Source organism: Rheinheimera sp. A13L (assembly GCF_000217935.1).
Classification (GTDB): Bacteria; Pseudomonadota; Gammaproteobacteria; order Enterobacterales; family Alteromonadaceae; genus Pararheinheimera.
Genome location: NZ_AFHI01000011.1, coordinates 94,394 through 109,660, shown reverse-complemented (window position 1 = coordinate 109,660; position 15,267 = coordinate 94,394). Strand labels below are relative to the sequence as shown.

At 47.1% G+C, this 15,267-nt stretch carries 11 protein-coding genes; 6 read left to right on the top strand and 5 right to left on the bottom strand.

Annotated elements, in window-relative coordinates:
* Window positions 1-1,156 (top strand): response regulator (locus RHEIN_RS07420; protein WP_008898360.1); only part of this gene is annotated, 1,156 nt, incomplete at its 5' end.
* 197 nt (window positions 1,157-1,353) lie between these two features.
* Here RHEIN_RS07420 and RHEIN_RS07415 read toward each other — a convergent pair.
* The 5 genes from RHEIN_RS07415 to RHEIN_RS07395 form a co-directional block, all read right to left on the bottom strand.
* On the bottom strand, window positions 1,354-2,199 hold the full coding sequence (locus tag RHEIN_RS07415; protein WP_008898359.1) for a LytR/AlgR family response regulator transcription factor: 846 nt from the start codon (window positions 2,197-2,199) through the stop codon (window positions 1,354-1,356).
* Between the two features lie 5 nt (window positions 2,200-2,204).
* Window positions 2,205-3,290: a sensor histidine kinase gene (locus RHEIN_RS07410; protein WP_008898358.1), complete on the bottom strand. Its 1,086-nt coding sequence runs from the start codon at window positions 3,288-3,290 to the stop codon at window positions 2,205-2,207.
* A gap of 75 nt (window positions 3,291-3,365) precedes the next feature.
* The gene (locus RHEIN_RS07405) at window positions 3,366-5,942 is read right to left on the bottom strand and encodes a glycoside hydrolase family 3 protein (RefSeq protein WP_008898357.1); all 2,577 of its coding nucleotides are present in this window, start codon (window positions 5,940-5,942) and stop codon (window positions 3,366-3,368) included.
* 28 nt (window positions 5,943-5,970) lie between these two features.
* On the bottom strand, window positions 5,971-6,756 hold the full coding sequence (locus tag RHEIN_RS07400) for a family 16 glycosylhydrolase (protein WP_008898356.1): 786 nt from the start codon (window positions 6,754-6,756) through the stop codon (window positions 5,971-5,973).
* A 76-nt stretch (window positions 6,757-6,832) separates the two neighbouring features.
* Window positions 6,833-9,529 carry a TonB-dependent receptor gene (locus RHEIN_RS07395; protein WP_008898355.1) on the bottom strand — a complete coding sequence of 899 codons (2,697 nt, stop codon included), beginning with the start codon at window positions 9,527-9,529 and terminating at the stop codon, window positions 6,833-6,835.
* Window positions 9,530-9,750: 221 nt separating this feature from the next.
* On the opposite strand from RHEIN_RS07395, the gene RHEIN_RS07390 reads away from it, so the two are divergent.
* The 5 genes from RHEIN_RS07390 (at window position 9,751) to mgtE (ending at window position 15,197) form a co-directional block, all read left to right on the top strand.
* A complete protein-coding gene (locus RHEIN_RS07390; protein WP_139056428.1) occupies window positions 9,751-10,113 on the top strand; it encodes a hypothetical protein in 363 nt (120 codons plus the stop codon).
* Between the two features lie 109 nt (window positions 10,114-10,222).
* On the top strand, window positions 10,223-10,519 hold the full coding sequence (locus tag RHEIN_RS07385; protein WP_040554715.1) for a hypothetical protein: 297 nt from the start codon (window positions 10,223-10,225) through the stop codon (window positions 10,517-10,519).
* Window positions 10,520-10,576: 57 nt separating this feature from the next.
* The gene (locus tag RHEIN_RS07380; RefSeq protein ID WP_008898353.1) at window positions 10,577-12,457 is read left to right on the top strand and encodes a HEAT repeat domain-containing protein; all 1,881 of its coding nucleotides are present in this window, start codon (window positions 10,577-10,579) and stop codon (window positions 12,455-12,457) included.
* A gap of 391 nt (window positions 12,458-12,848) precedes the next feature.
* A complete protein-coding gene (locus tag RHEIN_RS07370; RefSeq protein ID WP_008898351.1) occupies window positions 12,849-13,814 on the top strand; it encodes a magnesium transporter CorA family protein in 966 nt (321 codons plus the stop codon).
* A 36-nt stretch (window positions 13,815-13,850) separates the two neighbouring features.
* A complete protein-coding gene (gene mgtE, locus RHEIN_RS07365) occupies window positions 13,851-15,197 on the top strand; it encodes a magnesium transporter (protein ID WP_008898350.1) in 1,347 nt (448 codons plus the stop codon).
* Window positions 15,198-15,267 lie beyond the last annotated feature (70 nt).

Here is a 15,267-nt window from a genome sequence, read left to right as displayed (position 1 = left end):
TTATTTAACAAAACCAGTGACTGCAAAGCAGCTTTATAGCCTGCTAAAACGAGCCATTGCCGGTGATGAAATGGCGTTGTCGACTCGAATACTCCCGACACAAAGTCAACTCCGTCTTCAGGGGATCCATTTATTATTAGTCGAAGACAACGAATTTAACCGCTTGGTCGCTACGGAATTATTGAAAAATGAAGGCGCGACGGTGGATGTAGCAATAGGGGGCCAAGAAGGTATTGACGCAGTGTTGTCAGGCGTTACTCACTACGATTTAGTGCTAATGGACGTACAAATGCCAGGTATCGATGGGCTTGAAGCAACCAAACGGATTCGTGCTAAACCAGGCTTCGCACAACTGCCCATTATTGCGATGACAGCGAATGTTTACCTTTCAGAACAGGAAGCATGCCTTCACGCAGGCATGAATGCCCATTTGAGTAAGCCTTTAGATTTAGAAAAAATCATCGAATGTATTTTGCATTTTGCAAAACCTGCCAGTGCATCAGTACCGGAGCAGCAAAATGTTATAGCTAAGGTCAAGGATAACACTGGAACAGACCATAAAACACTGACAAGCATTCTCAAACGTTTTGGTGGCAACGTCACGTTTTTTAGGCGCTTGATTACCAGTTTTGAAACAAACTTTGAGCAGCAATTGCTTAGCTTGCAAGATATTGTGAACGAAAAAGACTGGGATGCTCTGCTTGCCTTATTGCATACCATCAAAGGCACCTCAGGGACTGCTGGTTTATCTTCACTTTATCAAATGGTGTGCAAATTGGAGACCGAGTTTAAGCTGGCGCATGGAAGAACAGACGCAAGTTGCGAAACACTGTCTGTTGGATTGGTTTCGAATTTAAGGCAGGTGGCAATGAGTGAAATGTCAGACATTCATCGCTTATTAGCAACGTCACCAGAAGAGAGCGCTGCAACTCCGTTAGAATTTTCAACCGAAGAGATCAAACTCAAGTTAACTCAACTCAAACGCTATTTGAAAGCTGGCAATCTAAAGGCGATAGATCTGGCCCAAGAGCTAAAGAATATCCTTAAAGGCAAAGGATCGGTTCAAGAGGAGTTGAATATGATGTCACATGCGTTGGAGACGTTAGATTTTGAAACGGCGATTGCGCAATTGACATCTTTAACTGAAAAGTTATGACGCTACAACTCTAGTTGCACACTGAGTTTTACCACCAGATTAGAGGTGTAATGGTGAACTGAGTTGAGTTCTGGAAAAAGAACATCCGCAAATAAGGTGTTGCGGACATTCGCTTTTTGCAGAAATTGTCTATTTCTTAGTCCGTTCCTCGCTTATTACAGACAACAGTGGAATCAGCAAAATACTGCGGCAATCCCCTACCCCAGCAACCTCTGCTTTAAAGCTCTGGCATAAGTGCGGCTGACTTTCAGCACTTTTTCATTCTGTAAGACAGCGTTGTATTCCGAGTTGCAGAGCGGTTGTAGTTTTTCGATATAGGTCAGGTTCACTACTGTTGATTTATGAATGCGGACAAAGACATCAGGTAAGCGCTCGTCGATCAGGCTTTTTAAACGGGCACGCATGACATAAGTCTCGGCCTGGGTGTGCACACACATATAGTCTCCGGCGGCGTCTATCCAGATAATGTCCTGATAAGGGATCAACTGAATGGGGTTGCGTCCGTCCTGGATCACCAGTTTCTGCCTTTCTATACAGTATTGCGGCTCGGCTGCTTCCCTGTTCTCAACTACAGTCTCATTTTTACCGGGCGCAGCGCTGCCACTAGCAATGCCACCCAGCTGATCTTTGGTTATTTCTGCAACAGCGGCCAGCATTTGTGCTTTGTCGGCTCTGTTGCTTGTAACTTCACAAACACGGGCTATAGCTTCTGCTAAACGCTCCATTTTCACTGGTTTTAATAAGTAGTCGAGGGCTCGCACTTCAAAGGCTTTGACCGCGTGTTGATGAAAAGCAGTGACAAAAACGATGGCCGGGCATAGTTCGGGCTGAAGTTGCCGGATCAGATCAAAACCGCTTTGCTCTGGCATTTCAATATCCAGAAAAATCAGATCAGGCGTCTGAGTGTTGATCAAAGTGATAGCTTCCGCCACGCTGTTGGCTTCGCCTGTCACCCGGATTTGAGGAAAAGCATCCAGCCTGAGCCGCAGGCCTTCTATGGCGGCAGGCTCATCGTCTACGATCAAAGTATTTAGTATCGTCATCTAACTCACCACCTGGGCAGGCCTGTTTGTTCCTGGGGGATGCTAATTTGGATCCAGGCGCCCTCGTCCTCTCTGTTGCCAAAACTAAAAGAGCTTTGACCAGGATAAATCAGCGCTAAGCGCTCTTCACAATTGTGCAGGCCTATACCAGTAGATAGGCCCGCAGAGCCAGCCTCAGGTTGTTCTGTAAAACCTTTGCCATTGTCCAGCATACGGATCAGCAACTGGCCGTTTTGCTGACTGAAGTTGACTGAAATAGCATAACTTTGTTGCGACATACGCATGCCATGTTTCAGCGCGTTTTCAGCCAGAGGTTGCAGTAACAAAGAGGGCATCAGCAGGCCTTTGACGTCATCGTCAGCCACTATAGACACATTCAGCTTATTTCTGAACCGGCACTGCTCCACATCAAAGTAAGTTTGTAAGATCAGTATTTCTTCGGCCACTGTCACTTTGGCTAAAGGATCTGTGTACAGACTGTAACGCAGCAAATCGCAGAGTTTTTCCAGCATGGACACCGCATGCTGATTCTCCTGCTTTAAAATTAAGGTGCAAATGGCGTTAATGCTGTTAAACATAAAATGCGGGTTCAGCTGATAGCGCAGCATTTTTAACTGCGCCTCTTTCGCCAGATGAATAGCTTCTGCTACCTTTTGCCGCTGCTCCATGGTTTCGAAGGTGGCTTTGGAGGCGTAATACAAGGCGGTCCAGGTGAGTAAAATAGTTAAAGAAGCAGAGTTCCAGGTGCCGAAGTCGAACCAGGTCATAGACTGCCACATCTGACCATAGAGCCACTGCAAGGTCAGCCACTTCCACTGAGTCCAGACCAGACAACTGACCAGGATCACCAGCAAATGCCAGAGAATTTTTAAGCGGGTTTCCTGCGCACTGACGCGGCCATACCAGGCCCGCAGCAACAGAGTTAACACAAAACCAAAGCTGGTATCCAGCAGCAGATGAGGCAGAGCGACCTGCCAGGGCTCCTGACTGGGAATTTTAATCATCAGCTCTGTCAGTACTGCATACACAGCCCAGCCACCACTTTGACAAAGCCAGAACAGCTGATTACGACTTAAAGATTGCAACACCATTTCATTCCAATGTAAAAAAACGAACAGCGGCGCTGACACCAGCACCACTGTTCGTTTTTATCTGTTATCAGGCAGCTAATTAGCGCAGCTTATAAGTACAGTGCCTTGAGCAGCTTCTGTACTTTTTTGTGCTGCAAGCACTATATCTGCTACCGCCAAACTATGCTGTCCGCTTGAGCTAAACACCAGCGCATCTGAGATCCGTTTTACAGCGGAGGCGTCAGCACAATCCAAAGCCAGTTCCACAGTATGCCACAGGCCCGGTTTTAAGTGAGCAAGTGGTTTAGTCAGCGACAACTGGCGCTTACATTGGCCTTGCTGATCACAAAGCACAGCCAGGCTAAGCTCCGATGGTAGGTGCTGGTCAAAGCGTAAACTAAAACGCAATGCCCTGGCTGTTTTGTATTTGGATGCAGCAACTGGCTTGATATAACGCAGGCTGGCTGATGCCTTTGACGCAGCATTCCAGCGCAATTGGCGTCCATCTTCCTGATAAGACAAATTCACCGACTGCATGGCCAAACTTTTGCCGTCTGCGCTGACACCATAAGGCGTGGTGATCAAAGCCGAAGAGTTTTGCGCAGCGCTATTTTGAGAGCCCGCTGCGCTAGTGTCCGATAACACCCAGGCCATATCTGCAGATAAGTTGCGTAAAAACAGCGGCTGGATGTCTTGATCCGAACTGCTTGCTGCTGTTGCTGATACCTGCTCAGACAATAATCCCAGCTCTGTGTGGTTGGCGTAGGTTAAACCATAACCATAAGCAAACAGAGGGTCATAGTTGGCATCGCCTTTGTTCAGCACAAACTGATCATCAGAACCTGGCCAGGAAAAACTTAGTTTGCCCTGAAAATCATAACGCGCTTTGCCCTGACTATCAGCCAGCAACACATCAGCCACACCCTGGCCTTCAGAACCTGGCAACCAGGCCACTACAAAAGCATCGGATGCGTTCAGCTCTTTATTGGTCCACAGCGGCCGGCCTGTTAAAAACACAGTGACCACTGGAATACCCTGCTGCTTTAGCTTTTTAATTAAGGCTAAATCGCTCTTATCGCCGTGCTGGTATTCCAACTGCTGAATATCGCCAAACCATTCGGCATAAGGGTTTTCGCCTATCACCACTACTGCTGCATCAGGTTTTTGACTGTAGTTGCCATCCACAGCCAGTTCCACTTTACCGCCCGCAGCTTCAACTTGTTGACGTATGCCCTGATAAACAGAAGTGGCATTAGGGAAATCAGCGTTGGTGTTGTCAGTGCCCTGCCAGGATACGCTCCAGCCACCAGCTTGTTTCGCTATGTTATCAGCGCCATCGCCAGCTACCAGCACCCGGCTTTTCGCTGATAACGGCAGTACTTTTTGGTTGTTTTTTAACAGCACTAAAGATTTTCGCACCGCTTCCCTGGCTAAGTCTTTATGCTCCTGACTGTTAAATACCGCCATTTGGGCAGATTCAACCCGGCTGGACGGTTTGCCACGCTCCAGCAGGCCCCAGCGAATTTTCGCCCGTAAAAAGCGTCGCACTGCGTCGTCTATCCGCGTCATAGGGATAATACCCTGCTCCACCTGGCGAATGGTGTTGTGGTAAAAGGCTTCAAAGTGCTCTGGCACCATCAACACGTCCACTCCGGCATTAATAGCACCGGCACATTGTTCTAAATCACAACCTTCGACAAACTTATGGCCGTTCCAGTCAGTGACCACAAAACCATCAAAACCCATTTGGTTTTTCAGTACATCGGTCAGCAGATATTTATGGCCATGCAAGCGCACACCATTCCAGCTGTTAAAAGACACCATAACCGACTGTACACCGGCCTGAATGGCCGTCATATAGCCTGCGGCGTGAATATCACGCAGGCCTTGTTCATCAACCAGGGTATCACCACGGTCTATGCCTTTTTCAGTGCCACCATCACCGACAAAGTGTTTGGCCGTGGCAATACGGCCAAAACCCTGCAGAAAATCTTTGCCTAAAGTGCCCTGCAAGCCTGACACCATCTGACCGGCATAAGCTTTGACTATGGCAGGATCTTCTGAGTAACTCTCATAAGTGCGGCCCCAGCGGTCGTCCCGAACTACTGCGACTGTAGGTGCAAAGCTCCATTCAATACCTGTAACCGCTACTTCTTTGGCAGTCGCCACACCAATACGGTGGATAAGCTCTGGATCATTGGCTGCACCTAAACCTATATTGTGTGGAAACAAGGTAGCGCCATACACATTGCTGTGGCCATGCATAGCGTCTGTGCCCCAAATGGTCGGAATACGGCTGCCATCTTCTTTGGCATCCACAGAGGCTTCATACATTTCATCTGCATATTTTAACCAGACCTCTGCCGACGCCCGTTTTTGGCCATAAGGCGCTGTGTTGCCGCCATTGAGGTAAGAACCAAAGCCGTACTTACGCATTTGTGCCACAGACAAATAACCAATTTCCGGCTGGATCATCTGAGCTACTTTTTGCGCCAGCGTCATACGTTCTAAAATCTGGTCCAGCACTTTTTCCAGTTCCGGGTCGCGTTTTAAACCTGTATTGACATAAGGCCACTCTACAGCGCTGTTATCAACTGGCTGCGCCGCAGCATAAGGCGATAACGATAGAGTCAACAGGCTCAGCAGAGAAATACTGCGTTTCATGCTGATCATTTGTTTTATCCTTTTTATCTAAGAAGCATTAATGAGGTATATATTCGATAAAATCATAATAAGCCCAGGCGCTTTGCTGATTGTACTGGCCAGGAAAGTAATAGCCCTGCTCAGAGTTATCGCCATGCCAGTGATTCAGCATGATCCGGGTTAAATCCACAGGCCAGGCATGGGCCGGAATTTCATTGGCGGCTAAGTGACCGTCGCCATTGTCCTTGTACAAAGTTCTTATTGTTTGCTCTTGCCCCTGAGCGTCATAAACAAACCAGCGGATCTGGCTGGTGTTCCAGTCAAAACCTATGGTCAGCAGGTTTTGTTGAATATTCAGACCGTACTGAGTTAAATCAATATCCTGCTCCCAACTTTGATAAGGGCCATTCACCGCCTGATAAATCACATTGGTATGCACCACGTTGCCAAGAGTGGGCAGAAATTCGATATCAATTTCCTGCCAGGCCCGCCCGGGCACATCCCACCAGGAGGTGTAGGTGAAAATGGACGACACAGTGCCTTTGGTATTGCCGGTTTTCAGCGCGCCCTGCACCCGGCCAAAGCCATAAAAATTCTTACTTTGTAATTCTGCACACTGGCCTGCGTTTAAAGCCAGGGTGATGCCATGTGATGCTGGTGTAATCATTGCGGGGGTAAAAGTACAACCAAAAGGCGAGCCGTTATGACCAGATCTGGCTTGCCAAAGAGCAGGGTTAAAGCCCCAGCTTAAATCATCTTTAAAGTAACTGGCCTGAACTTCCGACGTCAGAGCAAGCAGCATGGTAGCTGCCAGAACTGCAACCGTATTTAGTGAATGTTTCATCAAGGTCACCTGTGATGCTGTGAACAACACCCACTAAAAATACAAACAGTGGGTGTGTTACTTATGTCAGTTAGGATCAGAAATTAAAGCCAGCACGAACACCGTAATAACGTGGCATACCAAAGCTGCCTTTCGGGAAGCCTTTGCCGGTGTTACTCCATTGCTGCACAACTTCATTGGTGGCGTTGCTGATAAAAAGCTCAGCAAACCAGACTTGATCCTTAGGCTCGTATTTCAGTGACGCATTCACTGAAGTAAATGAATCACGGCTATCGTCGACATAAGCCAAAGCTTCATCAGGAACGGCAAAATCCATATCATCCAGATGTTTATCCAGGTTCCAGATGGTGTTGTAGGATTTATCCTTCCAATTCACATTAAACCAGCCGTGAATGTAACCGTAATCGGCTAAATCAAAACTGTGGGTGTAACTTAAATTGGCACTGTATTCAGGCACCATGGCCAGCTGATTCCCTTTCAGATTGGTCGTCAGTAAGGTGTTTTCCGGATCGATGGATTCTTCATAGGACAAGTCAAACAAGTACTCAGGGTCGTAGTCCCACTTGGTGATCCAATCATCCGTAATGCGGGCATCCGTCCAGGTGACATAACCCGTGATACGGCCACTTGGATAAGGTTTCCAGTCAAATTCCAGCTCAATGCCTTTAATGGTCGAACCCGGTACGTTTTGGGTGTAATAGGCAATCACCGGCATATTGCGGTAATCCAGCACAGGCTGACCATTACCATCCAGCACAGGGTTGCCATCCGGGTTTTCTATGGCCGCCAGACGCTCCACATTACCGATAGAGCCGACTGAGGCATATTGCATATCCTGATAATCGGTGTAAAAGAATACGGCCTGTAAATTCAGTGAGTTGTCTAACAAGCTGGTTTTTGTGCCCAGCTCATAAGTCAGTACTTGTTCAGGGTCAAACTGGGTTTCAAAACGCTGCACTTCGCCTGTTCTGTCATTGACGACTTCAAACACATCACCTATACCACCTGCTTTGAAGCCTGAAGCCACATAACCGTACAGCATAGTGTTTTCGCTGAAGTCGTAGTCAAGACCAAGACGGAAGTCGCTGTTACGCCAACTGCCTTTGCTGTCATTGGCAAAAGACGACTGATAAATAGCCGGGTTTTCAAAAGCGTTGGTCGGTAATTCAGACAAAATGGTGCGGTTAAACCAGCCTGGTGCACAACCATCGGCATTGGAGCAACGCAGAGTACGTCCGCCTTTGTCTTCTTTGGTTTCGTCACTGAAGCGATAACCCAGGGTCAGGTGCAAATCTTCACTCAGGTTATATGTAGCCTGACCAAAAGCAGCAAAAGCGTCGGTAGAACGGTCGGGTTGATCCCAAAAGGCTTTATCGTCCATCGGGTTGTCGTAATACCCTACAGTAGTGGTTTTTTCATGGAACAGGTTTACACCTGCGATCCAGACTAAATCGCCCAGCTCATCAGATTGCAGCTGCAGCTCAGTAGAGTAAGAACGGGCACCAGTGCCATCAAGGAAAAACATAGCGCCGTCCCAGACATCCAGACCTACTTCTGTATCCTGCGCCGACTGCCTTTTCATATCTTCAAAACCTGCTAACCAGACCAGGTTCAGCTCATCCGTCAGTTCATAATTCAATGTGTTACGCAGGTAGGTAATATCCAGCTCCAGTTTACCAGGTACGTTGACTACCGCCTGATAGGTATTGTCGCTTGGTAAAAATGTAGAACAGTCGCCACCAAATTCTGCCGGTCTGCCACGCAGTTTTTCACAGTTCACCATTTCGACAGAGCCTGCGCTGTCGTTTTTATAATACTGAAACACTGTATGGTTTGAAAAACGGCCAGCCGAAGGCTCCCAAAGGGTGCTGACGCGGAAGGAATGCTCGTTGGCATTGTTGTAAAAGTCACCTTTATCGGCTGGTGTTAAAGCACGCACTTTTTGTGCTTCCGGATCTGTGCCTGCTGCATCTATCCACCAGTTTTCGCGCTGAGTCAGCGTCTGGCCAATGCCCTGATAGGAGTTTTCGGAAATGACTTCGGCGTTTAACACGCCTTCTGGCAGATAACGGGTGTCGTATTGGTTTGGATCCCAATAACCTTCGACATAGGAATCACGTTTTAGCGTTTTTCCGGAAAACCGCACAGCAAAATCATCTGAAATCGGCAGGTTAAATACGCCACCTGTGCTGACTGCATTAAAGCGGCCTAACTCGGTATTGACGCTGCCATAGGTGCTGTCTAATTCTGGTTTCGCTGTCAGTACATTAATGCTACCAACAGTAGAGTTACGGCCAAACAAGGTGCCTTGTGGGCCACGTAAAGCTTCCACTCGCTCTACGTCGTACATTAAAGCCAAAGCGCCCTGCATGCGCGGTGAATAAATACCATCTAAGTGCACGCCAACTGCAGGGTCACCTAATTCGGTAATGTTGGTAGAACGAATACCACGCATGGTAATGACAGGAGCGGCCTGTTCAGAGGATACTGAAATGTCGAGGCCAGGCACTAAATTGGCGATATCCACCACATTGTTTACGCCATGCTGCTGCAGCTGGGTTTCACTCAGGGCTGAAATAGCCACTGGTGTTTCCATCAGTTTAGTTTTGCGTTTGGTGGCTGTGACTGAAATTATTTCCAGCGCGGTTTCATTGGCAGCAGCCTGTGCCGTGCTGGCTTCGGTACTGGTGTTGGTGGCATCAGCTTGCTGCGCCACGGCGGAAAAAGCGCATGCCATCGCTATCGCAAGCGAAAGTGCGTTACGTTTATGCATTGTCTAACCCCTGTCTGTTGATACTTTTTTGTTTTATGTTTTTTATGGCGAACTAAATGCCTGGGTTTGCCACAGCTTCAACCTTAATGGCATGCGAAACACAGAGATACAGAGATTCGACAAGGCGAGTTGGTCACACTACAACACGATTTAAGCTGGGTTATGGTGTTGGGTTCTGGCAGGAACTGTAGGGGCGTCCCTTGTGGGCGCCCGTTTAGTGAATGGATAACAAAACAAATATGGCCCCTGAAATCCAGCAAGCATTTGGCTTGTTATTAGACTATAAGCTACTGGCTACAATGCCAGTAACGCAGGAACTGGAGAACGCTATGAGTATGGCTGTTAAAAAAGTCTCACAAGCAAAACGTAAAGATCCCCTGATTGATTTTGCCAGTCTTGCAACAGTTGGCAGACAGGCATCCAAGGCTGCGCGTGAAAGAGCGTTAGAAAATGGAGTGAGCTTTACCTTTGCTCAGCACGGGATGATCAAGCGCCGCCATCCGGATGGTCGTACTGAAATTATTCGTCCTATGGCTAACACCAATGATTTCCCTACGCTTGAACAGGATTTATGCCGCGACTAAGGCTGATTGCCGGACCTAATGGTTCGGGTAAAACCACGTTAACCAACGAGTTGACGTCCGCAGCCAAAGCCTAAAGGTTCTTAATCACACACATAAAAAGCTCCATCTAATGATCAGTATTCCAGTTGCTAAAGCTTATGTCTGGCCTATAAGATTGGTTTTTATTACTCTGGCTTTTGTTGCTGATCTGGTTCTGGATAAAATCGCACAGGGTTATGTCATTTCTGCCGGAGGCACCAAATATCTGGCAGGAACTACGACGTTTTATACTGGCCTTTTGAAGTATTTAGTCCTGGATTTTGTTCTGATACTTTTGCTGTTCGCACTATGCCTAAGCAAGATAAGCATGACGATGAAAATTAGTTCCAACCTGCTAGTTCAGCTACACAATACGCCAGATTGCTAACCCAAAGGTCTTTCTACGACAAGCGCCCTGTAGAATTCATCACAGAAGGAATTGAAAATGCGCTTAGGCGAAAACTTAGTAAAACTGTGCTGGCAAATAGCCTTATTAGTCTTAGCGAACCTTTGGCTGCAAAAACCTCTGTACGCCTCGGAGGCCAATTGCGATACCGTTGACTCTTGCTACCAACAGATTTTACTGCATGCCGACCAGGAGCGTGGCATAGGTCAATATGCAAACACCTCAGATCGGGCCATGGTTGATCAACTTGCCAGTTTCGGTGAATCTGCGTTACCCAAATTATTTCAGTTGTTGGCAGATAGCAATGAAGGGCTTGCCAGTCTGGCTGCAGAAGGGCTTGCCAACAGACCCGCCCTTGATTCGACTTACTTACCTCAACTGCAGCAAGCCTATGCCAGAGGTGATGGCACACTAGTCCACGCTATTGCCAAAATCGAGCATCCAACGGTAGCGCCTATGCTTGTAGAGGCTTATTTATCAGCAACCTCAAGCCCATCAAACCAAGAAGCTATCGCACTTAAAACTATACAGAGGCAGGCTGTCCCACTGCTTTTAGAGGCAGCAGCTTGCCAGACCCACTGTTATGATCATAGCTTTTATTTGATTTCCTATGTCACCGAAACATTTGCGCCTGAGCAGCAACAATTGATGATTGATGGTCTGCTGGATTTAGCAGATAACCCTGCCCTGCCGCTACGGGTGCGAGAGGAGTCTGTTTCCACCGTCGCTCTCTTAGTGAACAAAGTCGATTACGTGCGATCACAACAAAGTCGTATTGTAAGTTTGTGCCATAACGACCTTGATTTAGCGCGCAGTTGCGACTTAGCCATGGTTAGACTTCAGGTAAAAGGGGCATGGAAAACACTGGTTAAGAAGCTAAAACAAACTAAGCAAAATTCATATTATGCAAGGCTGCAACTTGAAGAACTCAGTGCATTTGGCTTAGAGGCAAAATCTGCAGCACCAGTGGTCGAAGGTTTGTTAGCATCCGAAGACAACTATCTACGAGCAGTTGCCGCCGAGACACTGCTCTCCATCAACCCTGAGTATGCTATTCCGGTATTGATAAAGCTTATGCGTCAACCCACTGATGCAAAACTCAGTTATTTGATTGCGCTAAGACTCAGGCATTGGCCCGCTGCAGAAGTAAAAGCGGCCTTACAGCTTGTTGCCAGCAGCTATTGGTATCCTCCTGTACGTACTGCAGCTCAGAAATCGCTTGCAATACTAGCGACGCCTTCCAATTCGGCAGTGCAGAAAAATGCTCGCAGCGGCTATAGATTTGACGAAGACGATTTACAGACTGTGAGGTGTGAGCTGGCACCGCTACAAAAAATTACTGAAGCCAGAAAACAAAAACTTTATCAGGATGAAGATGAAAAGCAGCTAACCGCACTTGCTTACTGGGTAACGAATTCACAGTTCAGCAGCGATACAGAAGTAAGTGAAGATGCGTCATTAGTGCTGCAGCAGCTCGGTAAGTGGCCACAAAATCCAAAGCGTGTAGAGCACTTACCTAACCTTGCCCTGCGTGTAGCGGACGGTTGGCTAACTGGCCGGCAAAAGGGTGAATGGGGTGGAGAATTAATGTATATCGCAGATTCCGGCGCTAAGCAGCTCGTCGTCAGTGACAATATTGAGGATATTTATCGCTTGGATGATCAGTTGATCGCTACAGCTGGCTTAGCGCATTTAGGTGGCGACTATGGTCGGGTTTATCGACTGATCCGGCTTGCAGATAACTCAACAACAAACAACAAAACAGCTTATAGGGCGGATATCTGGCTGGAACTTCCAAGTACGGTGAAAAGCTCTTGGCTGGTCGAAGGCGGTGAGCTACTGCTTAACACCAACAAAGGCAGTATTTTAATGTCGGCGGATGGCGACTTACGCATGGCACCTTGTCGTGAGCTGAATTAATGGAAGAGCTCTTCTCTTTGATAGCAAGAGGCCTACTCTGGCTGGTAGTAGATATTTTATTTTTTAAGGTAAGTTACAGAGTCGGCTTTGTATTTTTCAGGCTTGTTACTACAGGACGCTACCCGCGTTTTGAACCAGAAATCGACGAGGTTGTACTCGGAAACAACTGGGTTGCGTTTGTAGGAAGCATAATTTTGGTATTGGCGCTGCTACTGATTGTCTTTTGGTAAATACAACGCCTCTACCTTTAGCAAATCATCATAAGAGAAGCAGAGCAAACCTGCTCAGTTTTCCACCAATCTCTTTAATCTAAGTCCAAGATCCACAACAGCATTTGCATTCATACAGCCTTTTTGCTTATGCTGCCAAAAGCACATAAAAGGCCGCAGCAATGATAGAACTTCACCAGTATTGTCCAGAGCAACAACAATGGCAGATCAGCGATTTTCAAACGCTGCGTTACCCCTTGTTCACCGATACTAAAATCTGGATTAATTTAACCGCGGCCAACCAAACAGAGCAGCAACAAGTGCTGGAGTTCTTTCGTATTCACCCTGTGATTGCCGAAGATTTCCTGCGTGAACGCCATCCTCCCAAGATGGAGTTCAGCGACAGTTTCAGCCTGCTGATTTTGCGTGGTTTTTCTGCCTCTGATTTCAGCGACTATCCGGGCCATAGCCAGATTTCTGTGTTGTTTAACGATCAGGTGATTTTGGTGAAATACCAAAGCCCGCTTGCCGACAACAAAATTGATCTGCCCTTTTCTTCCTTTGCAGCTACCACCCCATTTAAAGATTGGGTCAAAAAGTATATTCACGCTGTATCAGGTACTTATCTGGAAAAGTTACTACAATTTGAAGACGAGCTGGGTGAGCTGGAAGACAGCATGCAAAGCAACGGTAACGACCAGAAAATGGCGCAAATTATGAAATACCGTTCAGTGTTTCGCAAAGTTGACCGTAATCTGGCCTACCAAAAAGAAATGTTTTCCGACCTATTGTACGAAGAAGACGCCAGTCATCCATTTAAACGTCATTTTGAGCCTATAGAATTGCGCGATTTTTACGAAAAGTTTGAACGCCTGCACAGTATGACGCAGATGTATTATGACCAGTTAAGCGATTTGGTGGACGGTTATATGTCGACCTCATCGCATCAAATTAATGAAAAAATGAAAGTGCTGACCATGCTCAGCGCTGTGTTTATTCCACTGACCTTTATTGTTGGTGTGTACGGCATGAACTTTAAGTATATGCCGGAGCTGGATAATCCGTTCGGCTACTATATTACCTGGGGCCTGATGCTTGGATTAGCTTTGGGCCTGTTAGCCTTATTTAAGATCCGCCGTTGGTGGTAAAGCTGTAGCAACAAAGCAGACAGCAGGAGCGGTTTAATGGTTGAAAATACCCCACTGGATATTGAAGAAATAGTCCGTGACAGTTTTGATGAAAATGAAACTGAGCAGCTGGCAGAAAAACTGGACCAGTTAGAGCCGGAAGAGATAGCTATTGCGCTTGAAGCTATGCCGTTGGAGCAGCGGGTCAGCACCTGGCTAACGCTGGAAAAAGAGCAGCAAATTGCCTCTTTGACCTATATGAGGGTCGACGCCCGTAGCAATATCTTCAAACAACTCGAAACGCCACAGCTGCATGATCTGGTTGAAGAAATTGATGTAGACGACTTAATCGAGTTACTGGACGAATTACCGGACGCTATTTATCAATACGCCTGCTCGCGTATGGATCAAAGCGAAAAGCGCTGGCTCGATCAGGCCTTAACTTATGACGATGAACAATGTGGCCGTTATGCCGATCACGATGTATTAATTGTCAGTAAAAATGCCAAAGTACGGGACGCTGTGCGGCTATTTAAAAAGCTGACCGAAGATGCCGAATATCAGGAAGCCTTGTTTGTCGTCGACCGCACAGGCCGTTATGTTGGGCTGTTGCAAGGCATTCGTTTATTAGGCCAGCCCAATCATATGCCTGTGGTTGAATTTATCGACGCAGAAGCCCCTGTAGTGCAAGGTGATATGGAGCTGGATACAGGCTCAGATTTAGTAGCCCGCTCCGGTTACAGCGCTTTAGCCGTTGTCGATGGCGAAGGCAAACTTTTAGGCCGTTTATCTATAGGTGAAGCGCTGGAAAACGTGCGGCGCAGCCTTGAAGGCCAGTTTATGCACACAGCGGGTTTAGACGAAGAGGAAGATTTATTCGCCCCAATCGTCAACAGCGCCAAACGCCGCGCTTTATGGTTAGGTATTAACTTACTCACCGCCTTTTTAGCGGCCTGGACCATAGGCTTGTTTGAAGCCACCTTGCAGCAAGTGGTGGCCTTAGCGGTATTGATGCCTATAGTGGCCTCTATGGGCGGTATAGCCGGCAGCCAAACTTTAACCCTGATTATCCGGGGTTTAGCTTTGGGTCAAATTACCCCACAAACCTATTGGACCTTAATGCGCAAAGAACTCAGCATAGGGGCTATTAACGGTGTGCTCTGGGCTTTAGTCATTGCAGGTATCACTTACCTTTGGTTTGGTGACTGGATTATTGCAGGCGTCATCAGCTTTGCCATAGTGATCAATATTTGTGTTGCGGCCTTCAGTGGTGTGGTGATCCCGGTCTGGCTGGAGAAAATGAAAATAGACCCTGCCCTGTCTGGTTCGGTTATTTTAACCACAGTGACAGATGTGATAGGTTTTTTTGCTTTCCTCGGTTTGGGTTCACTGTTTTTGCTTTAGTGTAAACTTTTTGATTTTTTACAGATACTTGGCAGTCAAAGCACACTAGAATAGTCTCAACTGATAAATT

What these genes read in the sequence shown, in the direction of transcription:
- RHEIN_RS07385 (WP_040554715.1), top strand. Translation starts at nt 10,223, where the DNA reads ATGATCAGTATTCCAGTTGCTAAAGCTTATGTCTGGCCTATAAGATTG.
- mgtE (WP_008898350.1), top strand. Translation starts at nt 13,851, where the DNA reads ATGGTTGAAAATACCCCACTGGATATTGAAGAAATAGTCCGTGACAGT.
- RHEIN_RS07415 (WP_008898359.1), bottom strand. Translation starts at nt 2,199, where the DNA reads ATGACGATACTAAATACTTTGATCGTAGACGATGAGCCTGCCGCCATA.
- RHEIN_RS07400 (WP_008898356.1), bottom strand. Translation starts at nt 6,756, where the DNA reads ATGAAACATTCACTAAATACGGTTGCAGTTCTGGCAGCTACCATGCTG.
- RHEIN_RS07395 (WP_008898355.1), bottom strand. Translation starts at nt 9,529, where the DNA reads ATGCATAAACGTAACGCACTTTCGCTTGCGATAGCGATGGCATGCGCT.
- RHEIN_RS07380 (WP_008898353.1), top strand. Translation starts at nt 10,577, where the DNA reads ATGCGCTTAGGCGAAAACTTAGTAAAACTGTGCTGGCAAATAGCCTTA.
- RHEIN_RS07410 (WP_008898358.1), bottom strand. Translation starts at nt 3,290, where the DNA reads ATGGTGTTGCAATCTTTAAGTCGTAATCAGCTGTTCTGGCTTTGTCAA.
- RHEIN_RS07405 (WP_008898357.1), bottom strand. Translation starts at nt 5,942, where the DNA reads ATGATCAGCATGAAACGCAGTATTTCTCTGCTGAGCCTGTTGACTCTA.
- RHEIN_RS07370 (WP_008898351.1), top strand. Translation starts at nt 12,849, where the DNA reads ATGATAGAACTTCACCAGTATTGTCCAGAGCAACAACAATGGCAGATC.
- RHEIN_RS07390 (WP_139056428.1), top strand. Translation starts at nt 9,751, where the DNA reads ATGGATAACAAAACAAATATGGCCCCTGAAATCCAGCAAGCATTTGGC.